Genomic DNA, 26,546 nt, shown 5'->3' on the forward strand with positions numbered 1-26,546 from the left:
TCGCAATCCAATTAAAAATTGTCTTTGAGTTCTCTTAAGCGCTGAAATGCTTCAACACTTTCTGCACGTAAAAATGGATTGGTTTCTAGTTCTAATTCAATACTGCTTGGTAAAGTACATTGCCCGAGCATGCGTAGGGATTCAACCTCATCAAACCGCTGTTGTATGGCAAGGTTGTCAGGTTCAACATGCCGCGCAAACTGCGCATTCGATAGGGTGTATTCGTGAGTACAATACACTTGAGTTTCAGCAGGGAATGCGGCTATACGGTTCAAGGAATCGTACATTTGTTGAAAGGTGCCTTCAAATACACGTCCACAGCCCATAGCAAATAATACATCGCCACAGAACAGTGTATGAATGTCATCGATAAAATATACGATATGACCGAGGGTGTGGCCGGGCGTTGCTGTTATTTCAACTTCAAGACCATGAAATTCAAAACGGTCATTATGATCGAGAGGATAATTCACCCATGGAATACGGCTCAATTCTGCACGGGGACCGTAAACAGCAATGTTTTTATCCTGAATAAGTTCTGGTACGCCACCGACGTGATCTTTATGCCAATGCGTTAACCAAATTTGCGTAAGATTGAGTTGATGTTCCTGACAATAGCGCTCGACCAAGGCAGCTTCAGTAGGATCTACTGCAATGACATCATGGCTTTCGGTGTGTTCAAGCAGCCAAATATAATTTTGCAGTGAATTTTTGACATCCAATGTATGTATTTTAAACGTCATATCCATTCATTCAATATTTAAAATTAAGTTAAAGTTAGCATGAAAATGCTCAAAACGGATGATTATTGATTTTCAACCTTAGGTAAACGACAGAGTTCATAGCACTATTTTAGTCTGGTGTCTCGTCTACAGATACGGGATTACCAATGGTATAAAAGTGCCCGCCAGCAACATGGTGTAGGCTTTTCCATTCATCTGCTACTTCATGATAATACCAATGTCCGTTACGGAAGACGCGGTCGTCTGCATAGGCAGCAATGACTTCGCCAATAAACAGATCGTGCGCTTGTTGATTGTGCGGCTCAGGAATAAGTTTGCACAGTAGCCAAGCAGCACAACCTTCAACCACAGGAATATTTGAGTTATTAAATTGAAATAATTCCACGCCACATTGGCGTAATTTTTCTGGCGCATCACGTTGGCTCATCATGCCAAGTGCATAGACCAGTTTGAGTTGTTTTAGTGTTGGTACTTGTAAGGCGAAATAGCCTGAATTTTCAATAATTTCACGTGTTTTAGTTGATTTATCCAGTACTACCGTCACTTTTGCAGGATTGAACTCTAAGGCGCATGCCCATGCCGCAGTCATCACACCGGTATGGGTTTGATCCTGAGCAGAGACGAGCACAGTCGGCCCATGATTTAAAAGTCGGTATGATTTTTCTAAAGGAACGGGGTGAATATGCGTTTTCAAAATTATGCCTATAGTTAAGTGCATCTAAAACTTAGATGTTTTATTAAAAAGTGTTGCTACATAGCATATAACGCATGAAATATTTTCAAAAGCCTTTAATATAAATCACTAAATCAGGAGTTCTATCAATGAAAATGTATCAAGTTGACGCATTTACCCAAGTGTTATTTAAAGGCAACCCAGCGGCGGTTTTGGTGTTGGATGAATGGTTAGATGAACACTTGATGCAACAGATTGCTTTGGAAAATAATCTGTCTGAAACTGCATTTGTGAAAAAAATTGACAGCAGTAATTATGAAATTCGTTGGTTTACACCGACCACTGAAGTGGACTTTTGTGGACATGCGACATTGGCCAGTAGTTATGTGCTTTTTGAGTTTTATACGGCTGAAAAAAATATCCAATTTCATGTCAAAAATCTCGGTATTTTTAGCGTAAATAAAGCTGAAGATGGAAAAATTCTGATGAATTTCCCTGTGCGTCGGGCACAGGTCGTGAGCGATTATCCTGAAGAGTTACGTCTAGGGTTGAGTCAACCTTTTAAGCAGGTTTATCAGAATGCGCAGGCGTATATCGTGGAATACGAAACGGCTCAACAAGTTTTGGACGAACAACCGAATTTTGAAATTTTAAAACGACTCGGCAAAATCCGCACCGCAATTACAGCGCCGGGTACGATCACTGATGTTGCAATCACTGCGGCAGCCCAGCAATATGACTGTATTTCACGCTATTTTGCACCGGGTAATGGCATCAATGAAGATCCTGTTACGGGTTCTATTCATACCGGAATCGTGCCAATTTGGGCAGAACGTCTAGAAAAACGTCAAATCTTGGCGTATCAAGCATCAAGCCGTGGTGGTGAGTTACATTGTCAAATGCTCGAAAATGACCGTATAGAAATCTCAGGCTATGCGTGTTTATATATGCAGTCGGACATTTATATCTGAACATAAATCAAATACATGCTGTCGAAATCTGCGGCATGTATTTAATAAAAAGTAACTATTAATCCTGAAAAGCTCAGCATAAAATCAAAACCAATCTGATCGACAGCACTACGCTGATCGATGCTAAATATAAAGGACACTTGAATTACATGCGTATTAAACATTTAACGCTTTCATTTTTTTTTGCAGGTTTAAGTACAAGCCTCTTTGCTCAACCTGTATTGGTTAAAACTGAACAAGCCATTGAAGAATATAAATTAGACAACGGTTTTCGTGTGGTTTTGGCGCAAAACGATAAAGAAAGCAAAGTGTTTATGAATACGGTGTATTTCACGGGTTCATTAAATGACCCTGCGGGCAAAGGTGGTTTGGCACATTTGCTTGAACATTTGGCCTTTAAAGGGACTGAAAATGTCAAAGGTGATGAATTTCAGCGTCGCTTAGACCAATTCACGCTGATGACCAATGCCAGTACGGATTATTATTCAACGAAATATACCAATGTGATTCGTCCTGAACAAAGTTCAATCGATCAAGTTTTGCATTTAGAAGCAGAACGGATGGATAAATTGGTACTTCAGGAAAAATTTGTACCGACAGAAATTGATATCGTAAAGCGTGAACGTGAAATTCGTTTAGATCAGCCATTTTCAGTGTTAATCGACCAAGTTTTAAAAGAAGCCTATGGCAATCAATCTTTAGGTCGTTTACCGATAGGTGATTCGAAAGAGCTCCAATCGATTAATATGAACGAATTAAATCAGTTTTATCGTCGTTGGTATGCGCCAAATAATGCAGTGATGGTGATTTCTGGTAAGTTCGATAAAGCGGCAGTATTAAAACAAATTGATCAACAATTTAGCCCAATTGTCGCACGTCAAATTCCTGAACAGGCCAAAGTCCCTAAATTAGATGGAACGAAATTAAAGCAACGCGAATTTACTGTTCATAAGGGTAGTGACTTTGGCAAATTTAATATTTATATAAATGGTGCAGTTGAACCGATTAAAACTGCTTTGGCGGTATCTCCAACCTTGTATACCTTACAGCCGAGTGGGCATTTGTATCAAAGCATGGTGGAAACAGGGACAGCAACCGCAGTTCAATCGACCACATGGTTAGATAAAGATTTTAATTTGGTGTTTATGGGGGCGATATATGGCCCAAGTCATGATGCAAACAAAGTGGCAACCAGTCTTGCACAAGGTGTGGAGCAAACCAAAGCCTTTAATGACGTCGAGCTAAACCGTGTTAAAAGCCTGACTCGAAATATGGCTGACAATGTCAAAAATAGCGCAACAGCACTTGGCGAGCGTCTTAGTTCTTATACTGTGGCTTATAACGGGGACTGGTCTCAATATTTCCGAGACTTAGATAAAGTACAAAAGCTGAGTGTAAGCGACGTGAATCAAGTGTATAAGGATTTTCTAAAGCCTGAATACCGTGTCACAGGAAATATTCTGCCTACACCTGAAGATCAAAAGAAAGCACAGCAACAAGCAGCGTCGAAACCTGCTGAAACTTTAGATCAGCAAGCGCCTGCAGAAGAGCCATTGAAAGATGCGAGTGTTTATCGAGCTGAAGTGAAGCAATATGTAGCTGAGTCTAAGCAATATCTAAATCAGAAAGAAAAACAGATTCAGCGAGCTAAATTTAAAAACGGCATTCAGTATGCATTGTTTCCAACCAAAACTCGTGATGACAAGACTTATGCAACAATTGCATTGGATTTTGGTACAGCACAAAGCTTAATGAATAAAGGGGAGTTGCTAGATTTAACAGCTTATCTCATGTTCCGTGCATCGAAAGATCAAAGTTTACAGCAAATTGCCGATAAAATTATTGATGTTGGTGGCGGTGCAACGGTCAGTGCAAATGATAATGGCCTGATGATTCAAGTGGTTGCTCGTAAAGAAAAATTTGCTGAATTTTTGCAATATGTCATTGATGTTATTAAAGCTCCAGCATTTGAAGAGTCACAATTTGATTTAATCAAAGCGCAAAGTTTATCGAGTTTGGATCGACCTTATACAGAGCCTGATACCGTTGCAGCAATGACTTTGTCGCGTATTGTCGAGATCTATCAGCCGGGGGATATTCGTTATCACTTCGAACCTGAACTTGCGAAAAAACAAATTGAGTCAGCTACACGTGATCAAGTGCAGCAGTTACATCAAAAATTCTTTAAAACACAGCATGCACAAATTGCGGTAACAGGTGATTTTGATACCAAGCAAATAGAAAAAATTCTGAAAAAAGAATTTGCAGATTGGAAAACCAGCGAACCTTATCAACGCTTAGAGTCTACATTTACAGCGTATCCTGCACAGAAAGTGCATGCATTGTCTGAACAGCGTGAGTTTGGTAGTTACCAAGCCATTATGACTCTACCTGTAGGTGTAGAGCATACCGATTCTCCTGCACTACAAGTATTACGCCACATACTCGGTGATTCACAATTGTCTTCACGTCTAGCCCAAGAGTTACGTGAAAAGAATGCACTGGTTTATGGTTTTAGTGCTGACATTAATTTTGATGAATGGGTGAATTCAGGTGTACTGAGTATTGATGCAAACTACACTGCGGGTAAATCAGCACAAGTTTCTCAGTCTGTTCATAAAGTTTTGCAAAACTTATTGAAAAATGGCGTGACGGAACAGGAAGTAGAAGCAGCCAAAGCTAGTATTTTGAAAAAGCGTTTAACTGCACTTGAAGATGACCGTCGCATTCATAGCATGTTAATTCCACAGTTAGAAAAAGGTCGTGATTTAAACTATCGTGAAAAGCGTGATCAACGCATTGCTAGTTTGACCAAGGCGGATGTTGATGCTGTCATTAAAAAATATATTCAACCTGAGCGTTTGGTTGAGGTGATGGCTGACCAATATGGTCAAGCTGTAAAATCTACTCAAAAATAAACTTAATAAAAAAATCCTCCATCTGGAGGATTTTTTTGAGCTGCATTGTATGACTTGATTATAAGATTATCTTAACGAACTTATAGGCGGTAGAACTGACGGGCATTTTGTTGGAAGACTAAAGTCAGTGCATCATGATCATAACTCGCGACCGCATCTGAAAAGGCGTAAATAATATTCACCAAAGATGCACTCACACTATCCATCGGGAAGTTAGAGCCAAACATCACACGGTATTTCCCAAAGCATTGTAGAGCATGAGAAATAAGCGGAAAGGCGCAATCGAAAATCTCTTGTTTGGATGCAAGGCGTTGTTCTTTATGAAACTGATGACCCAGCACCGGCATGAATAATCCAGACATTTTGGTATAAACATTTGGGCAACTTGCCAGTTCAGCTAAATCATCTTTCCAACGAAACAAGATATTGTCACGTGAAGTTTGGGTTAAGCCTGTATGTGAGCCGACAGGTCCAAAGGCACCGACAGGTGTCCCAAAATGATCCAGAACGATAGATGTTTCAGGGAAAGCACGTGCTAAAGCGGTTAAATCACGAATTTGGTCTGAATAAACCCATGCATCAAAACTTAAATTCATTTGAGCAAGAGCTTCAAAACCTTTCATAAATTTTTTATTGGTATAGAGATGGGGCTCATTGGTCCATGCATGAACTTTTGGGTCTTCATGTACAGCTGCCATTTTTCGTATGCCACGAAAATGTGGGGAGGCTTGTTTATGCATTTTAAGAATTTTCTTAAAACTACTGTCACATGGGTCTGCAGTGCCGACTATGGCGCCAAGTTTAATTTTTTGAGCGTTAAAGTCTAAGGATTCAATGAACTTGGTTTCACCAACCACCCCTTTACCTTTATGGTCATGCCAGCTCGCTTCTACATGTACGATTTGATCGACCTGATAATGTCCTGCATCTTGCTTATAATTTTCAGGCAAATACGGTGTCGTCACATGTTTAGTCAAACCAACTGTGTCAATTAACTCTTGCGGCTTAACTAAGCGCATCATTTTGTCGAGCAAGTAGGGATGTTTGCCCAATAATTTCACGGCAAGTGAAGCGGCATGTGGGGTATTGTATGGATCCCATTGATGTATATGTGAATCCACGATGGCAAAATCGAGTGTCTGCATTGCTATCCTTGTCCTTAAAGCCATGTCCATTTCTTGCGTATTTCATTGTATTTTCAAATACACAAGGTACTGAAAATAGTTTGAATGATGAAAATACAACGTTATGACTGAATATTAAATCAAAGCTTTGTGAAAGAGAAGTTGTATAAAAAAAGCCCCGAAGGGCTTTTGATTAATGCTGATGATCGTGGTCATCATGCTTATTTGCATGGAATTCTTCGTTATGACGGAAGCGAAGATAGTTTTCAAACTGTTCGCAATATTCATCATAATTATCTTCAAGCATCATTTGAAATTGTTGAAGAATATAAGACATCACTTGATCTTTGGCATCACGCATTTCTTTGCCATCTTTGAAGCCATTTGCAGCAACCCAAGTATTAAAGCGAGCAGTACCAAATAACATGGCAGCACTCACTTGGCCGCGCATTTCTGCAGGTTTAACTTGAGAACCTTTTTCAACACGACAAAATTCATTGGCTTGTTTAATAAATTCATCCGCACGTTCAAAGAAAGCTGCATTCAACGCTTCTTCTTCGGTTACATCAGTAGCTTCAATCTTTTGAACCATGAATGTGTCCTAGCATAAAAATCTAATGCAGTATTATAGGCAAAGCCTTGCAGAAACTAAACCTTTGACTTAATCTAAAAAATAGCCTAAGTAAAATGGAATGCTTCATGCAAGATGCAATCGCAGTGCAAAGTCTGAAAAGTGATATTGGATTACTTCGACAAAATGTTTGGCCGCCCTCAACCTTAGCCAATGTAGAAGGGCTGCCCATTTATTATGGTACAGCGTCTGAAGTAGCCGAATATTATGCGCAGTGGACTGGCTTAATTGAACGTGCTCAGGACTTATTTCAGCCCTTTATGGAAGATGAAGTCCTCGATGCAGTCCATTTGCCGAGTCATTTGAATCTGCCGCTTTTTTATTTTCATGTGGATCGTATTCGAATCAACAAAACACGGGCGAAAGAATCTAAAACCTTTCGGGGTATTGCCAGCTTAGTTGAAAAATGTGGGCAGTTTGAAGCTGATCAAATTCAAGCGATGCGACTATGGCTGGACAGCGATGACACGGCAGCTTTAGTCGCACACCGTGAATTTATTGACCTCAGAACCTATGTATTTCAACATGGGCAAAGTGATTATACCCGGACCCGTTTTTATGTGAATGGCATTGTACTCAGTGTCGAAAACGACTTTAAATTGGTGGATGCCCGTGACAAACCACGTAAAGCCCGTAGTGATAGCTATAGTGACCCTTTAGCAGATAACAATACGTGGAAAATCTTTGGGAAATATCGTTAATCAAATGTTTTGACGATATCAGTTAGAGCGTGTACTTAGTTTGCTGTACAAGGAAGCTTCGGGTTATTTAATCCACGCCCTAATGTGAATATAGCCACTATGGCAAATGCGACAAAGATCATCACTGAATACAATAAGGTATTGGCATTAAAATGATCAACAATATAGCCGCCAAACAGTGAGCCACACGCGATCATGAGTTGGAAAATACCAATAAACAGTGGCATGCCTTTTTCAGCAGCTTCAGGGGCATGTACTAACATCCAGATATTGGCCGTTGTAGGAAATGCCCCAAAGGCGAAACCCCATAATGCGGTTAAAAGATATGCACCGAATAAATGAACTGCAAAGTGTGGAAAGCTAAAAAATACCACGATAAAACTGAAGGCAACAAAAGCAAGGGTATAGCGGACATTGATGTTACTGCTATAACCCGCAAATAAATTACCAAAGAAACCGGCTATACCGTAGATCAATAATAATGAACTGATGGTGGTCGCATCAAAGCCTGCATGATTCTTAAAAAATGGGGCGAGATAGCTATAAGAAGAAAAATGAGCAAAACCAATTAATAAAATAATAATCAGGCCTTTACGTGCTTTATCATGTTGAATCAGTGCAGGTAAATCACTAAATCGAATAGCCGAAGTGGGTGGAAGTTTTGGGAGAAATTTGATTTCTAAAACTAAAATGACGATGCCAATCGCTGCAATGATTTGAAACGCACTACGCCAACCTAACCAGTCACTTAGCCATGTGCCTAATGGAACACCTAATACCGTCGCTAAGGTAACTCCTGCCATGACGATCGCAGTGGCTTTGGCTATGGCAAAATGACTTGGTGCGACACGTCCACTCAAGGCTATGGCTGTTGCCCAAAATCCACCGATAGCGATACCCAGTAGAAAACGGCTAAACAGCAACAGCGCAAAGCTTTCTGCGAAGCCAGTTATAAAATTAGAAATGACCATAATCACGGTTAAAGCAATCAGTAAGATACGACGGTCAAGTTGCTTCACAGCAACAGAAAGCAGGGGCGCTGCAATCGCACCCATAATGCCAGGGAGGGTAATCACCCAACCTGCGGTACCTACACTAATATTTAAATCATGAGCAATGGCATTTAACACACCAATAGGTAAAAACTCACTGGTGACTAGTGCGAAAGCTGTAATGGCAACCGTGAGGATTGCAAACCAATTCCCTTGATTGGGGGGAGATTCTTCAGGCTGCTGCGTCAACGGTTCATCTGGTTTTAAAGCTGTAGCATGCGTATTCATAGCGTTACACCTTAATTATTTAATTTAATAGTGACTGTTATAAAAATAAACTATTTGATTAAATTGTGAGCGTCAATTATTTTATTAGTGAACGTTATAAAATATAAATGTTAGCTTATGATGAATGATTCAAAGCAGGAAAATCTACACGCTAATTCAGCCTATTTGGTCAAGAAGCGTGGACGTCCTAAATGTTTTAATGAACAGCAAGCTTTGGAAAAAGCCATGATGTTGTTTTGGCAATTTGGCTATGAAGGAACGTCCATCAGTGATTTGACTCAAGCTTTGAATATCACCGCACCTAGCCTATATGGCACGTTTGGCGATAAAGCCGCGCTCTTTGAAAAATGTATTGAATACTACAGTGAACACGAAGTTCAACCTGCCGAAAAAATTCTACAAGCAGGTCAAACTGCTAAAATTGCGATGGAGCTCTACCTGTACGACAGTATTCAGCACTTGGTACAAGCCAATAAACCTAAAGGCTGTATGGTGGTGGTGGCAACGATGAATTGTTCACAGCAGAACCAAACCGTACAGGAACAACTTAAACAACGTCGTGCCTATACCAAAACAAAAATTATGGATCGGCTCGCTATAGGCGTGCAAAATTCGGAAATTGAAAGTTTGGCTCATGCAGAGCAATTGACTGATTTTTATATGACCTTATTGCAAGGGATGACGATACAAGCACGTGATGGTATGGCCTTGACACAATTACAACGCATGGTGAGTAATGCTATGAAATCATGGGGGTTATTAGCACAAGGTTAAATCAGTATGGATTATGAATTAAACCCCCAATAGCAGTGTAGCCTTAAGGCAATTTTCTTAGTTTTTTTGAATGACTGATATGCAAATACTATATTGAAGTTTATTTGCAGGGATGAATTTTAATGTCGCCCAATTCCATCACACTGATATAACCGTCAACCGCAATTAAATTGTCGCTTTGACTCGATAGGGTGAGACATTCTCCAGACTTGACGCTAGATAGTAGCTGACCTTGTTGCGGATTCAAGTTCATGCTGTAAATACTCAGTGTGCCAGCATCGGTTTTGATTTGGTAAGACTCATCACCATAGTCCTCATTATTATTGCGCAGGACTTTAAAGGTTCGTCGTGTCTGATCAAAGTTTTGAGTTGGAGAAAGCGGCTTTTCGACTTGTAAGGATGCCGTGCGCCTTAATTCGGTGCTTTGCACAGGCTTATGTTGTTCACTACAAGCACTCAGTATTGGGAAAAATATAAAAATAAGTGAAAATGAAAATAGGGGATAAATTACAGGTATGTGACTATTCAACATAAAACCACCCTGAATCTAAGTTTTCAGATAGCTTATTTTAAAAGTTTTTATCCAGAAAACAAAAATAATAGGTTCTCAAAATATTTCAATGTAACTGAGTCAAACTAAGGAAATGATGAATTGAAAATAGCCGACTATGAACCTGAATGTTCAACAAATGAATATCTATATGACAATGTAGGATACAAATAAAAAAGGGAGACGCATTGAATCTCCCTTAGGTTTTATTTAATGAGTTTTCGACTGACAAGGAATTGCTCGGTCGCTTCTAATAGCTTATCTGCATAAACCTCTTGTTTTGCAGTCAACCAGCCGAGAACAAACCAATCACTAGCTTCCAGCTCTGTTTGCTGAATATATTGTGCAGAAGAGGAAAGGACTTGATATTCCTGAGCCGCGACTTGTGCATCATTGAGCGCTTTACTATATTTCTGCAAGTTTTTTACATCATAAATAGACGTCAAAATTGGGAAGCTAAATTTAAGCTCTTGTATGCGCTGAGAAAGCACATCTAAGCTTTCAAAATTGTTAATGTCGGCATCATTTAAAGCCTCTTGCAGGGCTTTATATTGGTTTTGAAGGGTAGTTTGAGCATACCATTTAAAATCATGTTGTTGCGGTGCTTCATCGACTTTCAAACTAAACATTAAAAGCTCAAGATAATGATGCACATTTTGAGTCGATTTAACCAAATTGCCTAACTTCTCTTTGGCATACAAAATATCTTTGGTTAAATTTTCTGAGGTCGTTGGGTTTTGTAAAAAGCCACCCAAGGTATTTTGCATGTGCTCAAAATGGTGTAATTGTTCAAACTGCTGTTTAAATGCGCCCAATTGCACAGCCCATTTTTCAACGATATCGCTGTTCCAATCTTTAAACAGCGAAATGGTTAATTGTAAATGATGGAGTGCTTTTTGAGCTTGTGTAATGTGCTCGGCCTGAGCAACACCTGCAGAAATTGCGGCAATATTAGGCAGAAGGTGCTGCATTTCCTGTGCAATTAAAAGTCGTAAGTTTTTTGCGGCAGTGTCTTTTTTACTGAGTTGAAATTCTTTAGCCTCAACTGCTGGACTCACAGTTTGATTCAATGCCAGCAAATTTCCAATTTCAGCTTTACTACGAACATCTAACCACAAATGGTACTTTTTAACCCATTCAAAACTAAAGGCAAGGAGTGATTGAATAGAGCCACTTTTAAGTTCAAATTCAACTTCGTGAACCTCTGTTTCTGTATTGTTGCTACGGATACAGCCGATATCTAAGCTAACTTCGATCTTGGCATCTTCAAACTCTATGACGCGATAAGTTCTCAGAATCTCAGTTTCAAACTGAAGTTGTAGCGAATCTTGCTGATCACCTAAAGTGGTTTTTAAAACCGACTGAACTTCAGCTTCATTGCTATAAACAGATAAATCTAGGGCAGGGGCTTGTTCAAGTTCACCCAAATCTAAATTATGTTCAAACCGTTCAATGTGACTTTTACCAGCAGCTTTCAAGGTTTGAATCCAGCGCGTTCCTTCTAAACGTTGACGCAAGGCTGCATGCTGCTGGGCCATTTGTCGATCTGGGGTATCAAAATATTTAGCTTTAAGTTGAATTTGTTCCGATTTTTTTGGATCGAGTGCTTTTAATAATGCAGTTCGACGTGCTTCTGGAATCTGGAACTTTAATTCAACTTCAACCATGGTTTTCTGTCCTGATGTCACAACTTCATGATCTGGCATGAAGCGATCTTTAAATTTTTATAAAAATGAAAAACTAAAATGTGCGTAAATTTTCTATGAGTTAAACGCGTATCGATTGTAGCGAAAAACAGTTGAGAAGTAAGACTTGACGGATTTGAAAACTCTGCTTTTGGACTAAGAAAAGTTTTAAAAGATGGATATTCCATCAATTGTATAATTCACAATGGTTCGACTTTCATGGGATCAAAATAAAATTTTACGCCTTTAACGCGGACGAATTTTAAGCTATGTTGATTAAAATAAGTTCAGGATGAGCACAACATGAATTCACAAGTACAACCCGAGTTTAATCGAGATTTAAAGCCCGAATTTCAGTTGCCTATTCGTGACTACTCGCAATTTTATCGATTTTATTTGACTGAACATCGAAATATCATGAGCCGACGTTTACATGCCACAGGCAGCAGTATAGGACTCTATTTCTTCACGAAAGCAATTTTAAAAAAACAACCAAAGTATTTTGCTTATGGTCTGGTTTCAGGCTATGCCTGTGCATGGGTCGGACATTTTTTCTTTGAAAAAAATAAGCCGGCAAGTTTCAAGCAGCCTTTATACAGCTTTATTTCCGATTGGCGCATGCTGTCTGATATTGTGAAGGGGAACTTAAGCTTAAAAGACCGTAATTTAGATAAGATTGATAGTTAATTATTTATTAATCAAACGTTTAATTTTTATTGATTTTGGTGTAGTTTTTTGAGTAAATGACTTGTAAGTTTAGAGTGATTAGTCTAATAATGTTCATATTGTTTATTCACTGTTTATCTGAAAGATAAATAGACGATAAACCCCAGTTTTCCAAGCCTAGAGTGACCTTCTCTAGGCTTTTTTTATGGCCTTAGAAAAGGTCTATTGTTTGAAAGATTTAACCACAAAAATGTTCACAAAAAAAATAGGCTAGACTTTTTGATGCTCTGAACGCTCCCCAAAACGTTTCTTACCAAGCACCAAAAAGTCTAATAGGTTACTCATTATTATTTTTATAAAGTGTTGTGTTTTTATGCGCTGCGTTTTGTGTTCTTCTGTTGCAGTATTAAATAATTTGTATCAATTTTGTTCTATACCTGAAAATAGGTATTTTTTGCCATTTTCTACAGAAAATTCAATTAAACATTTATATAAGCAGTCCTGTGAAAAGGAATATAACTTTCTCAGCGGCAAAGCATTAAAATTTTATGCCCCAAGCAACATTTCATAGACCTAATCGTTATAATATTCAAAAGTTTTAAGTTGTGATTGAACTATGCGTGGTTTATACCTCATTACCAATGATGATCCTATCGAATTGCTTTTAGCCAAACTCGAAGGCGCGATGGCAACTTATGAAGTTGCTGTTTTGCAATATCGCCGTAAAAAAGTGGCAAAGGAAGATCAGGCTTATGAAATTGAATACATGAAAAATATGTGTAATCAATACAAAGTGCCTTTTGTTATTAATGACGATTTAGAAACTGCAGTTCAATATGGTGTGGGTGTACATTTAGGGCAAGATGACGGTTCAATTGCTGAAGCTGTAGCACGTTTACCTAAAAATGTTTTGATCGGTCGAAGCTGTAATAATTCTTTAGAACTGGCTGAGCAGGCGATTGCAGACGGTGCAAACTATGTGGCTTTTGGCGCCATTTTTGCGACTGAAACTAAGCCTGAAGCAGGCAATATTGGCTTAGAAACGCTAAAACAAGCCAAAGCGAAACTAAATGTACCTATTTGTGCAATTGGTGGTTTAACTGTAGAAAATTCTGCTGAAGTGATTGAAGCGGGTGCTGATCTTTGTGCTGTGATTAGTGATGTATTAGGTCGTTCAATGTCTGCTGTAAGCAGTCGTGTTTATGAATGGTCTGAGCTTTTTGCTGAACAAGCTTAATTTTATTTTTTAGATTGAATAAGTAGAGAATTTTTATGAGCTTATCTGCTAAGCAAGAACAATTATTTAAACAAGCCAGCAAGCATATTCCTGGCGGCGTAAACTCTCCTGTACGCGCATTTAATGGTGTAGGCGGTACACCGGTATTTATCGAAAAAGCGCAAGGCGCATATCTCTATGACGTAGACGGAAAACGCTATGTCGACTATGTCGGCTCTTGGGGCCCAATGATTTTAGGTCATGCGCAGCCCGACATTATTAAAGCGGTTCAAGAAGCGGCTGTTGATGGTTTAAGTTTTGGTGCGCCAACCGTTCATGAAACGACTTTGGCGGATATTATTTGCGAAATTATGCCGTCTATTGAATTGGTTCGTATGACTAATTCAGGGACTGAAGCGACTATGACAGCCATTCGTCTTGCTCGTGGCTATACCGGCCGTGACAAGATTGTAAAATTTGAAGGTTGCTACCACGGTCACTCAGATTCACTCTTGGTTAAAGCGGGTTCAGGCTTGTTGACAAAGGGTGAGGGTGAAGCAACTTCTGCAGGTGTTCCAGCTGATTTCGCTAAACATACCTTAACACTGCCGTATAACGATATTGCGATGCTTAAAGAATGCTTTGCAAAATTCGGTTCAGAAATTGCAGGTGTAATTGTCGAGCCAGTTGCAGGCAACATGAACTTGGTGAAACCTATAGAGGGTTTCTTGCAAGCAATTCGCGATGTGTGTGATGAGCATGGTTCGGTCTTTATCATTGATGAAGTAATGACAGGTTTCCGTGTCGGTCTTGGCGGTGCGCAAGCACATTATGGCGTAACACCTGATTTAACCACATTAGGCAAGATCATTGGTGCAGGCCTGCCAGTTGGTGCATTTGGCGGTAAACGCGAAGTGATGGAATGCATCGCACCACTGGGCAAGGTCTATCAAGCAGGTACATTGTCTGGTAACCCATTGGCTATGCGTGCCGGTATTGAGATGTTTAAACATTTGCGTCAGCCGGGCTTCTATGAAACTTTGACTGAAAAATTGGCAGGTTTGCTTGCTGGTTTACAGGCAGCTGCAGACGAAGCGGGCATTCCGTTCTTTACGCAGCAAGTGGGCGGCATGTTCGGTATTTATTTCACTGATCAAACTGAAATCACCGGTTTTGATTCAATTCTGAAATGTGATGTAGATGCTTTCCGTACTTTCTTCCACGGTATGTTACAGCGCGGTGTAAACTTAGCACCTTCAGCATTTGAAGCAGGTTTCTTCTCAAGCGCGCATAGCGATGAAGATATTGCATTTACCATTGAAATGGCGAAAGAAGTTTTTGCAGAAATGAAGTAATTTTCATTTAAATCGGTAAATTCTGCTTTAGAATAAAGCCCGCAGCCTGCTGTGGGCTTTTTTGTTGTTTTAAGTTCAGTTTTTTAAGAGAAGGATTTTTAAATGAAAACCAAGCATTATTTAACTTTGGCAGATGCAGAATTTTTACTAAACACAGCACATGCTTATGCAGTCGAAAATGGTTTTAATGTCAGCATTGCGGTTACGGATGAGACAGGCAATTTGTTGGCAATGAAACGTATGGATGGCACATCGCCAATGACAGCAAACCTATGCTTAGAAAAAGCCAAATGTTCTGCGATTAGCCGCCGTCCTTCAAAACTTTTTGAAGACATTATTAAAGGCGGTCAAATGGGCTTTCTGACCATGGATACCTTTTCAGGCATGCTGGAAGGCGGTGAGCCGATTATGTATGAAGGGCAGTTGGTTGGTGCAATGGGCGTGTCTGGCGTAAAGTCTTTTCAGGATGCTGAAATTGCACAGCAGGCGATTCAAGCTTTTTTAGCGCAGCAAAACTAAATATTGTGAGCGTAATAGATACTTCAGTCTTGTCGAAATCATTGGCCTTAATATATTTGGGTTTAGATGTCGATAAATCTCGGTCATAGCATTAAGTCGAAAAAAATCTAAGATTGAGCTGAAATATTAAGCATGTTAGTAACTTATGTATAACTTTGTTGAAGTAAGATTATATCTTACTCAATTAATAGACCTCTTTTATAAGTCATTTTTACGCAGTTCCAAATTATAGATTCCAGCAATTAAATAGAATCTCTATCCTAGTTTGTTACCCCGACAACGTTCAGCAATGGTTTTTAACGGGTTTCATAACCCAATACAGCTTAATCCTTTATTCTTCTTTCATGGATTTCCTAATTATTGAACAATGGATGTGTTGTTGCCCAATTTGGATATCACACCCAATCACAGAAAAAGAGTGCTTGCTAAAAACTGCAATAAACAACTCGTTTATTTACCACAAACTTGATAAGTTAAATTTTTATATTCAGAAATAGACATGATGAAAAATATATGGATTTTAGTTGCACTGACAGCACTTATGGCGGGTTGTAGCACAACACAGCAAACTGAAAATATGCCAGAAAAAATTGGTATAGCAAATCCAGCCAGCCAATATTGTGTAGAGCAAAAAGGTAAACTTGAGATTCGTGATGAAGCAAATGGTCAGGTGGGGTATTGCCATCTGCCAAACGGGCAAGTGGTTGAAGAATGGGCATTATTCCGTAGTAGTCAGACCCAATGTGTACCTGAAAAGGCCAACACTCTGATTGGTCAAGCAAAATTGACAGAAGATCAGATCAAGGCGATTAGCCAAGCTCAAATTGTCCGTCTAGTCAAACCTGGGCAGCCTGTGACAATGGATTATCGTGTAGAGCGCGTAACTGTTACTGTAAATCCAATCAATCAAAAGATTATTCAAGCAACTTGTGGTTAATGCAAACTTATAAAAAAGGCCCGAAAGGGCTTTTTTTGTTTGTTCGGTTGCGACTAATTTAAATGACAAATCCATTACGATCTTTTATATTGCCCCTCGTAAGGAGAAGTTCATGAAAAAGTTATTTGCTTTATCCGTTATGGTGGCTTTGGTCGGCTGTGCTGAGAAAAAACCATTAACCCCTGAAGAGCAATGGCAGGGTTACTGCCGCAGTGTAGGTAATGCTGCACGTACGATTATGTTAGATCGTCAAAATGCAATTGAAAAAGACAAAGCAATTGAGCATGCCAGCAAGATTGAGGATGAAACCACCAAAGGATTTATCCTGAACATCATTGATGAAGTCTATGCCTTGCCACAAGCTGAGATTAATGCTGATGTTGAAAAAGCACGTGAAAAAATTCGTGTTGAGTTTACTGAAAAATGTATCGCAACACCGCATACCGAAATGCCAGATTACAAACCGTTCTAAGGAACGGTTTTTTTATGCGAGAAAATGCGTAAAGCAAACCCCGTTGTATTCATCAGCGAGTAGTTACAAGGGTAGCAATTCTTTTAACCATATGATGGAGTTCATGCATTTCGCCGATGCCTATTTCTCTTAGGGGTATTTTAAACACGAGATACTCAAACATTTAAAATAGCCTAACCAAAGCGAAATACAAATTGTGACAACTTGCTAAATCATAAATATAGAAAAGCAAATCTTTTTAATGAATAATGAAATGGAGAATAAAAAAACAGTAGAGGAGTAGAATATGGACGTTATCGGTTATATGCATCACTCAGATCTACTCCTAGAAGATGAACAAGGCGTAGCAATTATCGGTGGTGGGAACTACGTGCTCAGCATTGGAGATAAAGTCACTTTACGCCAAAAAGTAGATGCATTTTCTCAACGCTATTTGGTCGATATCAGCTTTGCAAGTAATCAACATCAAACCACATGTCAGGACGAATGGTGTCTCAGATTTACAGGCGATCGGGCAGAACTTCAGCAATATATCACTGCAACCACTGTCCACTAAGGTGGAATATCCAATACAGATAAAAACAGGCAACATTTAGTTGCCTGTTTTTTGATGGTTAATTTTAGTCAAAAGTTAATATGCGCAAGAAAAGCGTGTTCTAAGTATTGATTTTGCTTAATGTATAAACGATATGAGGATCATTTATTTATAAAATAACGGGCATCACGAAGAAACACTTGTAGTGCATTAACTTTTAACTGGAATTTTAGTAAAATTTAGCAGTCCATATTATTTGCGTAGCTTTATTTAAAGCAGGAATGCGTAAATAATTTTTTAAAAAAGAGGAATAACACCGTGCTAGAAGCTTACCGCCAACACGTTGAAGAACGTGCCGCACTCGGAGTCCCACCGAAGCCACTTGACGATGCTCAAACAGCTGCATTAGTTGAATTATTAAAAAACCCACCAGCTGGCGAAGAAGCATTTTTAGTTGATTTACTAGAAAACCGTGTTCCAGCGGGTGTTGACCAAGCTGCATACGTTAAAGCTGCTTTCTTAGCTGCTTTGGCAAAAGGCGAAGCGACTTCTCCACTAGTAACTAAAGAACGTGCGGTTTACCTACTAGGTACTATGCTTGGTGGTTATAACGTTGCTCCTTTAGTTGCACTTCTTGATGATGCAGAGCTTGCTGAATTAGCTGCTGACGCACTTAAGAAAACTCTTCTTGTATTTGATGCGTTCCACGACGTTGCTGATAAAGCAAAAGCGGGCAATGCGAATGCACAAGCAGTTATGCAATCTTGGGCAGACGCTGAATGGTTCACTAGCCGTAAAGACGTTCCTGAAGAAATCAAACTTACAGTTTTCAAAGTAACTGGCGAAACTAACACAGACGACTTGTCACCTGCACAAGACGCGTGGAGCCGTCCAGACATTCCGTTACACGCTAACGCAATGCTTAAAAACGTACGTGACGGTATCAACCCAGAAGTTCCTGGTGAAGTTGGTCCACTTAACCAAATCAAAGACCTTATCGCGAAAGGCAACCAAGTTGCTTACGTAGGTGACGTTGTTGGTACTGGTTCAAGCCGTAAGTCAGCAACTAACTCTGTACTTTGGTTCTTCGGTGACGAAATTGCTCACATCCCGAACAAAAAAGACGGTGGTTACTGCTTAGGTTCTAAAATCGCTCCGATTTTCTTCAACACAATGGAAGATGCTGGTGCATTGCCAGTAGAAATCGATGTTCAAAACATGAACATGGGCGACGAAATCACGCTTAAAATCGACCACGCTGCTGCTAAAGTTACTGCGTTCAAAGACGGCGCTCAAATCGCTGAATCTGAACTTAAAACTCCAGTTCTTCTAGACGAAGTACGTGCTGGTGGCCGTATCAACCTTATCGTTGGACGTGGTTTAACAACTAAAGCTCGTGAAGCTCTTGGTCTTGCACCTTCAACTTTATTCCGTACTCCAGTTCAACCTGCAGCTACTGGTAAAGGCTTCACTCAAGCTCAAAAAATGGTTGGTCGCGCTTGTGGTCTTCCTGAAGGTCAAGGTGTACTTCCAGGTACTTACTGCGAACCTAAGATGACGACTGTTGGTTCTCAAGATACAACAGGTCCAATGACTCGTGACGAACTTAAAGATCTTGCTTGCCTAGGCTTCTCTGCTGACCTAGTTATGCAATCTTTCTGTCACACAGCTGCGTATCCAAAACCAGTTGACGTTCAAATGCAACACTCGCTTCCTGATTTCATCATGAACCGTGGTGGTGTATCACTACGTCCAGGTGACGGTATTATTCACTCTTGGTTAAACCGTATGCTTCTTCCAGATACAGTAGGTACTGGCGGTGACTCACATACTCGTTTCCCAATCGGTATTTCTTTCCCAGCGGGTTCTGGTCTTGTAGCGTTTGCTGCTGCAACTGGCGTTATGCCACTAGACATGCCTGAGTCTGTTCTTGTTAAGTTCAAAGGTAAAATGCAACCTGGTATCACTCTACGTGACCTAGTACATGCAATTCCTTACGTAGCGATCCAAGAAGGCGACTTAACTGTAGAGAAAAAAGGTAAGAAGAACATCTTCTCTGGTCGTATCCTTGAGATCGACCTTACAGAAATGGAAACTGACCTTACTGTTGAGCAAGCGTTCGAACTTTCTGACGCATCTGCTGAACGTTCTGCTGCAGGCTGTTCTATCACGCTTTCTGAAGAGAAAGTTGCTGAATACCTTAAATCAAACATTACTATGTTGAAATGGATGATTTCTGAAGGTTATGGCGATGCTCGTACAATGGCGCGCCGTGTAGAAAACATGGAGAAATGGTTAGCGAACCCAAGCCTAATCAAAGCAGATCCAGATGCTGAATACACTAAAGTGTATGAAATTGACCTTTCTACAATTACTGAACCAGTTCTTTGCTGCCCGAACGACCCAGATGACGCTAAATTGCTTTCTGACGTTGCTGGTACAAAAATTGACGAAGTATTCGTTGGTTCATGTATGACTAACATTGGTCACTTCCGTGCGGCTGGTAAACTTCTAGACAAAGTTCCTGGTGGTTCTTTATCTACTCGTCTATGGTTGGCTCCTCCAACTCGTATGGACGAACGTCAATTGATGGAAGAAGGTTTCTATAACATCTATGGTAAAGCTGGCGCTCGTACAGAAATGCCAGGTTGTTCATTATGTATGGGTAACCAAGCACGTGTAGCTCCGAACACTACTTGTGTATCGACTTCTACTCGTAACTTCCCGAACCGTCTAGGTCAAGGTGCGAACGTTTACTTAGCTTCTGCTGAGCTTGCTTCTGTTGCTGCTGTACTTGGTAAATTACCAACTCCAGCTGAGTACCAAGAATACGCAGCTCAAATTGATAGCATGTCTGCAGACATCTACCAATACTTAAGCTTCGACAAAATGGGCGACTATACTGACGCTGCTAAAGACGTTGATACTAAGAAAATTGCTGCTGCTCAATTGTCTTAATTGATTAAGTAGTTAATAAGAAAATCCCACGTCATGTGGGATTTTCTTTATTTAATAGAATCTTACTAATAATAAAACTGTAATTTAGAAATTGGCCTTATGAAACTAAAGAATTTATCTTTTATATTATTAACATTTTGTTCTACACAAATTTTTGCAGAAGTGTCGTATACGAAGTTAGCAAACATAAAATTGGTTGATGAAAGTATATATCCCACAGGATATGACATTCAGTCTGAAGTGGAAAATTTGATTAGAGAGAAAAAGTTCAAAGATATTTCAAACAAAGCACAACAGCTTTTAAATAGTGAAGAATATAATTTTGATGGTAAGTTTAAACATACTAGTTATTTAGATTCTTTTCTTGGGATTGTAAATAAACATCGAGTAACTTCTCCAAATTATTATAAAGAAAATATAGCAATCGCACAGAAATGGATTAAGGCTGAACCAGAGTCACCATTAGGTTATATTTACTATACGCTTTGGGTTAGAAAACATGCTTGGAGCATTAGAGGGGGAAGTTATACTTCACAAGTATCGAAAAAAAATATGCAATATTTTGGTGATCAATCAATTAAAAATTTAAATTTTTTATTAGAAAATTATGATGTTGCATCTAAAGATCCTTTTTATTACTACATACTGTTAATGACCCTACGTGATCTGGGGGCTGAAGAAAACTACTTAAAAGCTTATCAAGATGGAATTGTAAAATATCCAAAACAGCGAGTTATTTATAATACATTTATGGAGAGTTTTGAGCCAAAGTGGTTTGGAGAAAATTATGATGCTATTCAAATGATTATTAATGATATACAGGAAATGAATCCTGCAGAAAAAGATTTTCATTATTATCATATTCTATATACAGTACATAACAATAAGTATGATTTGAAAAAACTAAATGTAAATTGGGCTAGGGTTGAGCAAGGTGCCGTAGATTCTTTAAGTAAACTTACTTCTTTGAGTAAAATAAATGATGTGCAAAAATTGTATTGCTCTTATCCTGGGAATAGAGTGAGGTTGGAACGGTTATTAAAATCCTTTAAACAAGGACAATTAGAAAAAAGCTATATAGAAAATAGTTTGAATAACTGTCAAAAATAGAAATAATCGCCTCTTAATTGGAGGCTTTTATTTATAAATGTTATTTACAGTTCTAAGAATACAACGTTTAATCACAACTAATATTATTTTACAGTAGCATAGATCAGTGCCCAAACAATCCCGATTCCTCTGTATTGGTGGCTTCCTCAACGGAACCCAAGTCAAAGACCAAGGCGAAAGCTTTGTCTGTGTCGAAAATGGCAAACAGATGACTTACCACAAAAAAGAAATCTTTAACCAAGATGCTTGGGATCAAGATTACTATGTCTGTGAAACCACCAGTGATAAAGAGGCGCATAACTGGGTATTCGATAGGCGGATTCAAGCGGCAAGTGCAACAGTATAAAAACCAGCCATAACTTCACTCGGTGTATACCAACCTAGTGTTTTTCTAGGACGATGGTTGAGTGCAAATTCTATCTGCTCTATTTGTTCGTTTGACACGTCATCAAACGATGATGATTTTGGCAGATATTGACGGATTAAACCATTCGTATTTTCATTTCTAGCTCGCTGAATAGACTTGTAAGGGTCAGCGAAATACGCCTCTATGCCGGTATCAGTAATTCTTTTGTGTTCGGAAAATTCTTTGCCATTATCAAATGTCACGCTATAAGCATGGCTCATTCGTAAACGATCTAATGCATAAGTAATCGTTTGAGGGGATGCTCTCGTTGGCCCTAAATGAACAATATGTACATACAGGCTCTTTCGATCAACGAGAGTCAATAAAGCACCTTTATGATGTTTACCAATCACCGTGTCACCTTCGAAATCTCCTAAACGTTGTCGTTGATCAATGACCTGGTGTCGGCAGTGAATACTTGTTTTATCAATGATTTGACCCCTACGATCCGTGTTTTTGTAACCGCGTTTTCGATATTTCTTCTGATGCCTTAAATGTAGATGAAGTTTACCGCCTTTTGATTTATCTTGATAAATGTACTGGTAAATCCACTCATGTGAAGGTGCATCCAGCCAACTGCGTTGTGTTAAAGCACCTGAAATTTGTTCTGGTGACCAGTCCAAGCCAATCAAATAATCAATATACGCGAAGGCAAATGCTGTCATTGATGATGAAGGACGGTACCGTCTTTGACTTGCAAATTTAGCTGCCTGTTGAGCCCTATATCCACGTTGCCCAGTATTTCTTTTTAATTCACGGTAGATGGTTGATCGTGAACGCCCTAGCTCCCGAGCAAGGGTAGTGATTGAACTTTTACTTTTCAAAGTAGCATAAATTTTGTATCTTTCATCTTGAGAAAGTTGGGTGTATTTCTTCATTGTGTGCTTTCCAATTGCGAGTTGAAAAAGTCTAATGATTCTATGAATACATCTAACTTTTTCAACTAACTACAAATGTGTCGCACTTGGGATTTGAATCTGCGATGAATAATGACTTAAACTTTGAAAATATGTGCCTTTTTTCTTGTCACCATAGCTTCGCTTTTGTTTTTAGGCTTTTATATTTGAATTCCGATGGTATCTACGATCACCACATTCTAGTCTATGTCTTCACCTTAAATACAGCGTGATGCGCTATCTTTGGTTTATTGGATTGGTGTTATTGATTGTATGGGTTTATCGTGTAATCGTGGAGAAAAAAGCTGATCAAGTCGAAAATTTTTTAAATCGTAGAAAGCGAAAATAATGATATCTAGTAGTAGAAAAAGGGAGCATGACGCTCCCTTTATTTTGATTTTATTCTGCTTCTGTTGGGACGAGCATGAGTACAGATTCATTTAACAGCATGGCAATATCTTCTAAGATATCAGCATCATATAAAGACTCATCTAACGCTAGACTTTGACCATCGGCAATGTTTTTTAAATGCACTGCAAACTCGTCTGAGATACAGACTCCTTCGCCATTTGCCCAAAACAAAATATCACCGTCTTGCTCTGTATATAGTAAGCGTGAAGCCGGTTCTAACATGAGTTGATAGCCTTGATCTAAGGCCTCTTCAAGATCACCAGTACCGATTTCTTCGGCTTCAGGAATATTGTCAGGATATTTAGGTTCTGACATTAAGCTCATGATTGCATCTTCAAGTACGGTTGAATTTTGCAATTGTTCAAATAACTTTTCTTTTAAATACTCAAGTTCATTTTCAGTCACTTGGCCAATCGCACTGATTTGGTCACGTAAAATGTCAGTTAATGGATTTTTAAGTAGAGGATTGTCTGTGAATTTGTCTGTCACACGATCCATCATTTCAGTGACATTTGGCATGCGAAAGCCAAATGAATAAGTCAGACATTCATCTTCAGCTACGCCATAGTGTGATAGGCCTGGTGGCACATAAAGTAAGTCGCCGGGAGCAAGCACTTCATCAAAATGAACGTCCATTTCTGGCAGTAAGCGAAGCGGTTGACCTTCGACAAATGAAGTATCTGCATCACACATCTGACCTAATTGCCAACGGCGGTGACCATAGCCTTGTACGAGGAATACATCGTAAAAATCAAAATGTTGCCCGACAGAGCCACCTTTTTGTGCATATGACACCATGATGTCATCACGACGCCATTGCGGAATAAATGAAAACTGCTTCCAAAGCTCGGCTAGGTCAAAAGAATAATGATCGACAGCTTGAACCAATAAAGTCCACAGTTTTGGCATTTTTTGAAAATCGGCTTTAAGTAGTGGAGAAGATTTCACTGTCCATTGGTTAGGATCACGATCTTTTTGTTTGATGAGACGTGCAGCGACATTGTCTTCTAAAGCCAATTCAAGAACGTCTTTCGGTTCAAGTATTTGGGCAATTTCAGGGAGTGCATTACGAACCAATAATGGTTTTTTTTGCCAATATTCGGCAAGGAATTGTTCAGCGCTGATGCCGCCGAGGATGTCAAGAGAATGAGCCATAGCTAAATACATACAATTTCAATGGATATATTGTCCCTTGAGATTCCTGTTTTTAGCAAGGCTCTATTTCATTAAATTATTGCGATTAACTTGAGACTATTTTAAAGGATTGTCTTTGAGATATTGCATGACTAATTTTTCAACTTCCAAATCATAGCTATTGGCAGCAGCCGTTGTCGCTGAAAATTTCATGAATTGCTCAAAATGTGCATTGGTGTCAATTTTAGTATTTTCTTTGTCAGACATTAATTTGAAATGATTCGGCATGACTTTTGCCATCATTTCAACATTTTCGGTTTGTAGTTTTAGAAGTTTTTTCACTTCAACTGTTTGTGGTTGAATGCTTTCAAATTTTTGTTTGCCTAGAGCAACCAGTTTATTGATTTGTTGTTCTGGCGTGCTACTACCACCGGTTTTGGTTTTAGTCTCTAGCTGTTGAATGATTTGCTCCTGCATTGCAGCGCCTTGTTGTTCTAATTCAGCATAGATAAATTTATATTGAACCCATTCATTGACTAAGTTTTTATTGTATTGCTGAGAGTTGGTCACAGTTTGATTCACTGTATTGGTATGACCGTTTGTCGAACAAAATAGAAGGCTAATGCTAATGAGGCTAGATGAAATTAAATTAAACGTTTTCATGTTTTCAGTTCTTGGTTGTAATAAATAAGTAAGTGACTTTTTAATCATTAGCCCATAAAGAGCTAATGATGTGTTTATTATGCTGTAACAGATAAAGATTTTAAAATTATGGGACTAAGATCTTAAGCTCACGCAAAATATTGCAGAGTTTAATCAGCGGCATACCCATGAGTGTGGTTTGGTCTTGCCCGATCATTTCTTCAAATAAGCTAATCCCTAAACTTTCACATTTAAAACTGCCAGCGCAGTGTAGCGGCTGTTCAACCTGAACATAACGTTCAATTTCAGGCAAACTAAGTTTGCGAAATTTCACTTTATAGTGCTCGACAAGGGTTTGTTCAAAACCTGTTGATTTTTGTTGGACACTGAGTGCTGTACTGAAATAAACGATTTTGTCTGAATTGGCTTGAAGCTGCTTGATGGCTTTTTCATCGCAAAGCGGTTTACCAATAAAAATATCTGGTGCGCCTTCGCGCCATGCGACTTGGTCAGAACCAATCACAATTGCGTCTGGGTGCTGGTTTGCAATCGCAGAAGCTTTTTCAAATGCCAGTCGCTTCGCTAACTCATCGGCATGGTTTTCACCGCGAGGTGTTTCGTCTATATCTGGTACGATTGAGTGGTAATCAATCCGTAAACGGTCCATCAGGTCTTTACGGGTTTGGCTGCTCGAAGCCAAAATGATTTTGGGAGTACTCATTACACTGCATATTCCATAAGTACATCAAGCGGTACATAAGACAGCACCGCTTGGTGACACGCTTGTATTTTAATAGGTGGGGCAAATCCTTCTTGATACGCTTCCACCCAGCGAGTCACACAGATACACCAGAAGTCACCAGGTTGTAGTCCTGGAAAACCAACTTCGGGTAAGGGTGTGATTAGGTCATTGCCAACTTTTTGGGAAAAGTTTAAAAATTCAGATGTCATTTGTGCACACATCGTATGCTGACCAAGGTCTGTTGTTGCTGTATGGCAAAAGCCATTTCTAAAATATCCGGTAATCGGATCAAAACAACAGCTTGCCAAGGGTTCGCCTAAAACATTTAAACGATTAATATTTGGGTCTGGATGAATCGACATAAGCGCTGAATCTTTATAAGGCTTTTCGCTATCATAACAAAACTTTGGCTCTACATAGCTTTTCTGCAAAAGAAGCTAACGTTTTTCTGCATAATCATTTAAAATCGTCGCGTTTTGATATCAATAAAAGAGAGT

At 39.2% G+C, this 26,546-nt stretch carries 26 protein-coding genes; 14 read left to right on the forward strand and 12 right to left on the reverse strand.

Going from position 1 to position 26,546, the window contains the following annotated elements; genetic code table 11:
- Positions 1-11: 11 nt before the first annotated feature.
- Together gloB and FTU36_RS00870 are read right to left on the reverse strand one after the other, a co-directional pair.
- Positions 12-743, reverse strand: coding sequence for a hydroxyacylglutathione hydrolase (gene gloB, locus FTU36_RS00865; RefSeq protein WP_180002990.1), 732 nt, complete (start codon positions 741-743; stop codon positions 12-14).
- Positions 744-852: 109 nt separating this feature from the next.
- A complete protein-coding gene (locus FTU36_RS00870; protein ID WP_180084252.1) occupies positions 853-1,461 on the reverse strand; it encodes a flavin reductase family protein in 609 nt (202 codons plus the stop codon).
- A 104-nt stretch (positions 1,462-1,565) separates the two neighbouring features.
- Here FTU36_RS00870 and FTU36_RS00875 point away from each other — a divergent pair, with 104 nt between their 5' ends.
- Positions 1,566-2,387 carry a PhzF family phenazine biosynthesis protein gene (locus tag FTU36_RS00875; protein WP_180084253.1) on the forward strand — a complete coding sequence of 274 codons (822 nt, stop codon included), beginning with the start codon at positions 1,566-1,568 and terminating at the stop codon, positions 2,385-2,387.
- A gap of 149 nt (positions 2,388-2,536) precedes the next feature.
- Positions 2,537-5,305 (forward strand): pitrilysin family protein, encoded by a 2,769-nt coding sequence (locus tag FTU36_RS00880; protein ID WP_180116628.1) that lies wholly within the window; start codon positions 2,537-2,539, stop codon positions 5,303-5,305.
- A gap of 80 nt (positions 5,306-5,385) precedes the next feature.
- Here FTU36_RS00880 and FTU36_RS00885 read toward each other — a convergent pair whose 3' ends face one another.
- Positions 5,386-6,450 (reverse strand): amidohydrolase, encoded by a 1,065-nt coding sequence (locus tag FTU36_RS00885; RefSeq protein ID WP_180116629.1) that lies wholly within the window; start codon positions 6,448-6,450, stop codon positions 5,386-5,388.
- 172 nt (positions 6,451-6,622) lie between these two features.
- Positions 6,623-7,021 (reverse strand): DUF3144 domain-containing protein, encoded by a 399-nt coding sequence (locus FTU36_RS00890; RefSeq protein ID WP_180026838.1) that lies wholly within the window; start codon positions 7,019-7,021, stop codon positions 6,623-6,625.
- Positions 7,022-7,128: 107 nt separating this feature from the next.
- Between FTU36_RS00890 and FTU36_RS00895 the strand changes: the two genes are divergently transcribed.
- Positions 7,129-7,761: a hypothetical protein gene (locus tag FTU36_RS00895; RefSeq protein ID WP_180054498.1), complete on the forward strand. Its 633-nt coding sequence runs from the start codon at positions 7,129-7,131 to the stop codon at positions 7,759-7,761.
- A 35-nt stretch (positions 7,762-7,796) separates the two neighbouring features.
- On the opposite strand, the gene FTU36_RS00900 is transcribed toward FTU36_RS00895, so the two are convergent.
- Positions 7,797-9,041: an MFS transporter gene (locus FTU36_RS00900; protein WP_180105825.1), complete on the reverse strand. Its 1,245-nt coding sequence runs from the start codon at positions 9,039-9,041 to the stop codon at positions 7,797-7,799.
- Positions 9,042-9,161: 120 nt separating this feature from the next.
- On the opposite strand from FTU36_RS00900, the gene FTU36_RS00905 reads away from it, so the two are divergent.
- Positions 9,162-9,815 (forward strand): TetR/AcrR family transcriptional regulator, encoded by a 654-nt coding sequence (locus tag FTU36_RS00905; RefSeq protein WP_180105859.1) that lies wholly within the window; start codon positions 9,162-9,164, stop codon positions 9,813-9,815.
- A gap of 100 nt (positions 9,816-9,915) precedes the next feature.
- On the opposite strand, the gene FTU36_RS00910 is transcribed toward FTU36_RS00905, so the two are convergent.
- Positions 9,916-10,347 carry a hypothetical protein gene (locus FTU36_RS00910; RefSeq protein WP_180026836.1) on the reverse strand — a complete coding sequence of 144 codons (432 nt, stop codon included), beginning with the start codon at positions 10,345-10,347 and terminating at the stop codon, positions 9,916-9,918.
- A 224-nt stretch (positions 10,348-10,571) separates the two neighbouring features.
- Positions 10,572-12,032 (reverse strand): inorganic triphosphatase, encoded by a 1,461-nt coding sequence (locus FTU36_RS00915; protein WP_180003176.1) that lies wholly within the window; start codon positions 12,030-12,032, stop codon positions 10,572-10,574.
- A 321-nt stretch (positions 12,033-12,353) separates the two neighbouring features.
- On the opposite strand from FTU36_RS00915, the gene FTU36_RS00920 reads away from it, so the two are divergent.
- The 10 genes from FTU36_RS00920 to FTU36_RS00965 all read left to right on the forward strand — a co-directional run bounded on the left by FTU36_RS00920 (position 12,354) and on the right by FTU36_RS00965 (position 22,164).
- A complete protein-coding gene (locus FTU36_RS00920) occupies positions 12,354-12,737 on the forward strand; it encodes a DUF962 domain-containing protein (protein ID WP_180002975.1) in 384 nt (127 codons plus the stop codon).
- A gap of 595 nt (positions 12,738-13,332) precedes the next feature.
- Entirely contained in the window at positions 13,333-13,953 is a 621-nt protein-coding gene (thiE, locus tag FTU36_RS00925; RefSeq protein ID WP_078188828.1) for a thiamine phosphate synthase, read from the forward strand.
- Between the two features lie 35 nt (positions 13,954-13,988).
- Positions 13,989-15,287: a glutamate-1-semialdehyde 2,1-aminomutase gene (gene hemL, locus FTU36_RS00930; RefSeq protein ID WP_180116630.1), complete on the forward strand. Its 1,299-nt coding sequence runs from the start codon at positions 13,989-13,991 to the stop codon at positions 15,285-15,287.
- Positions 15,288-15,389: 102 nt separating this feature from the next.
- Positions 15,390-15,806, forward strand: a complete 417-nt coding sequence (locus FTU36_RS00935; protein WP_180116631.1) for a heme-binding protein — start codon at positions 15,390-15,392, stop codon at positions 15,804-15,806.
- A gap of 499 nt (positions 15,807-16,305) precedes the next feature.
- On the forward strand, positions 16,306-16,743 hold the full coding sequence (locus tag FTU36_RS00940; protein ID WP_180007289.1) for an I78 family peptidase inhibitor: 438 nt from the start codon (positions 16,306-16,308) through the stop codon (positions 16,741-16,743).
- A 112-nt stretch (positions 16,744-16,855) separates the two neighbouring features.
- Positions 16,856-17,215 carry a hypothetical protein gene (locus FTU36_RS00945; protein ID WP_180063094.1) on the forward strand — a complete coding sequence of 120 codons (360 nt, stop codon included), beginning with the start codon at positions 16,856-16,858 and terminating at the stop codon, positions 17,213-17,215.
- A 286-nt stretch (positions 17,216-17,501) separates the two neighbouring features.
- Positions 17,502-17,771, forward strand: coding sequence for a hypothetical protein (locus FTU36_RS00950; RefSeq protein WP_168379854.1), 270 nt, complete (start codon positions 17,502-17,504; stop codon positions 17,769-17,771).
- A 297-nt stretch (positions 17,772-18,068) separates the two neighbouring features.
- Positions 18,069-20,708, forward strand: a complete 2,640-nt coding sequence (locus FTU36_RS00955; protein ID WP_180116632.1) for a bifunctional aconitate hydratase 2/2-methylisocitrate dehydratase — start codon at positions 18,069-18,071, stop codon at positions 20,706-20,708.
- 99 nt (positions 20,709-20,807) lie between these two features.
- Complete coding sequence (locus FTU36_RS00960; protein ID WP_078193935.1) at positions 20,808-21,818, forward strand: DUF4034 domain-containing protein; 1,011 nt, start codon at positions 20,808-20,810, stop codon at positions 21,816-21,818.
- A 106-nt stretch (positions 21,819-21,924) separates the two neighbouring features.
- Complete coding sequence (locus tag FTU36_RS00965) at positions 21,925-22,164, forward strand: hypothetical protein (RefSeq protein WP_180116633.1); 240 nt, start codon at positions 21,925-21,927, stop codon at positions 22,162-22,164.
- Here the strand turns inward: FTU36_RS00965 and FTU36_RS00970 are convergent.
- From FTU36_RS00970 to FTU36_RS00990, 5 genes are all read right to left on the reverse strand, one after another.
- Positions 22,140-23,102 (reverse strand): IS30 family transposase, encoded by a 963-nt coding sequence (locus FTU36_RS00970; RefSeq protein WP_180116634.1) that lies wholly within the window; start codon positions 23,100-23,102, stop codon positions 22,140-22,142. The two genes, FTU36_RS00965 and FTU36_RS00970, sit on opposite strands and share 25 nt — an antisense overlap.
- 417 nt (positions 23,103-23,519) lie before the next feature.
- Positions 23,520-24,686 carry a cupin domain-containing protein gene (locus FTU36_RS00975; RefSeq protein ID WP_180116635.1) on the reverse strand — a complete coding sequence of 389 codons (1,167 nt, stop codon included), beginning with the start codon at positions 24,684-24,686 and terminating at the stop codon, positions 23,520-23,522.
- A gap of 96 nt (positions 24,687-24,782) precedes the next feature.
- On the reverse strand, positions 24,783-25,328 hold the full coding sequence (locus tag FTU36_RS00980) for a hypothetical protein (RefSeq protein WP_180116636.1): 546 nt from the start codon (positions 25,326-25,328) through the stop codon (positions 24,783-24,785).
- A 106-nt stretch (positions 25,329-25,434) separates the two neighbouring features.
- Positions 25,435-26,028: a nucleoside triphosphate pyrophosphatase gene (locus FTU36_RS00985; RefSeq protein ID WP_180116637.1), complete on the reverse strand. Its 594-nt coding sequence runs from the start codon at positions 26,026-26,028 to the stop codon at positions 25,435-25,437.
- Positions 26,028-26,411 (reverse strand): DUF2237 family protein, encoded by a 384-nt coding sequence (locus FTU36_RS00990; RefSeq protein ID WP_078193708.1) that lies wholly within the window; start codon positions 26,409-26,411, stop codon positions 26,028-26,030. The genes FTU36_RS00985 and FTU36_RS00990 overlap by 1 nt, the downstream gene beginning before the upstream one ends.
- Positions 26,412-26,546: the final 135 nt, after the last annotated feature.

Source organism: Acinetobacter sp. YH12096 (assembly GCF_013419215.1).
Taxonomy (GTDB): Bacteria; Pseudomonadota; Gammaproteobacteria; order Pseudomonadales; family Moraxellaceae; genus Acinetobacter; species Acinetobacter amyesii.

Coding starts and splice junctions, on each gene's coding strand:
- gloB (WP_180002990.1), bottom strand. CDS start 743: ATGACGTTTAAAATACATACATTGGATGTCAAAAATTCACTGCAAAAT.
- FTU36_RS00870 (WP_180084252.1), bottom strand. CDS start 1,461: ATGCACTTAACTATAGGCATAATTTTGAAAACGCATATTCACCCCGTT.
- FTU36_RS00875 (WP_180084253.1), top strand. CDS start 1,566: ATGAAAATGTATCAAGTTGACGCATTTACCCAAGTGTTATTTAAAGGC.
- FTU36_RS00880 (WP_180116628.1), top strand. CDS start 2,537: ATGCGTATTAAACATTTAACGCTTTCATTTTTTTTTGCAGGTTTAAGT.
- FTU36_RS00885 (WP_180116629.1), bottom strand. CDS start 6,450: ATGCAGACACTCGATTTTGCCATCGTGGATTCACATATACATCAATGG.
- FTU36_RS00890 (WP_180026838.1), bottom strand. CDS start 7,021: ATGGTTCAAAAGATTGAAGCTACTGATGTAACCGAAGAAGAAGCGTTG.
- FTU36_RS00895 (WP_180054498.1), top strand. CDS start 7,129: ATGCAAGATGCAATCGCAGTGCAAAGTCTGAAAAGTGATATTGGATTA.
- FTU36_RS00900 (WP_180105825.1), bottom strand. CDS start 9,041: ATGAATACGCATGCTACAGCTTTAAAACCAGATGAACCGTTGACGCAG.
- FTU36_RS00905 (WP_180105859.1), top strand. CDS start 9,162: ATGAATGATTCAAAGCAGGAAAATCTACACGCTAATTCAGCCTATTTG.
- FTU36_RS00910 (WP_180026836.1), bottom strand. CDS start 10,347: ATGTTGAATAGTCACATACCTGTAATTTATCCCCTATTTTCATTTTCA.
- FTU36_RS00915 (WP_180003176.1), bottom strand. CDS start 12,032: ATGGTTGAAGTTGAATTAAAGTTCCAGATTCCAGAAGCACGTCGAACT.
- FTU36_RS00920 (WP_180002975.1), top strand. CDS start 12,354: ATGAATTCACAAGTACAACCCGAGTTTAATCGAGATTTAAAGCCCGAA.
- thiE (WP_078188828.1), top strand. CDS start 13,333: ATGCGTGGTTTATACCTCATTACCAATGATGATCCTATCGAATTGCTT.
- hemL (WP_180116630.1), top strand. CDS start 13,989: ATGAGCTTATCTGCTAAGCAAGAACAATTATTTAAACAAGCCAGCAAG.
- FTU36_RS00935 (WP_180116631.1), top strand. CDS start 15,390: ATGAAAACCAAGCATTATTTAACTTTGGCAGATGCAGAATTTTTACTA.
- FTU36_RS00940 (WP_180007289.1), top strand. CDS start 16,306: ATGATGAAAAATATATGGATTTTAGTTGCACTGACAGCACTTATGGCG.
- FTU36_RS00945 (WP_180063094.1), top strand. CDS start 16,856: ATGAAAAAGTTATTTGCTTTATCCGTTATGGTGGCTTTGGTCGGCTGT.
- FTU36_RS00950 (WP_168379854.1), top strand. CDS start 17,502: ATGGACGTTATCGGTTATATGCATCACTCAGATCTACTCCTAGAAGAT.
- FTU36_RS00960 (WP_078193935.1), top strand. CDS start 20,808: ATGAAACTAAAGAATTTATCTTTTATATTATTAACATTTTGTTCTACA.
- FTU36_RS00970 (WP_180116634.1), bottom strand. CDS start 23,102: ATGAAGAAATACACCCAACTTTCTCAAGATGAAAGATACAAAATTTAT.
- FTU36_RS00975 (WP_180116635.1), bottom strand. CDS start 24,686: ATGGCTCATTCTCTTGACATCCTCGGCGGCATCAGCGCTGAACAATTC.
- FTU36_RS00980 (WP_180116636.1), bottom strand. CDS start 25,328: ATGAAAACGTTTAATTTAATTTCATCTAGCCTCATTAGCATTAGCCTT.
- FTU36_RS00985 (WP_180116637.1), bottom strand. CDS start 26,028: ATGAGTACTCCCAAAATCATTTTGGCTTCGAGCAGCCAAACCCGTAAA.
- FTU36_RS00990 (WP_078193708.1), bottom strand. CDS start 26,411: ATGTCGATTCATCCAGACCCAAATATTAATCGTTTAAATGTTTTAGGC.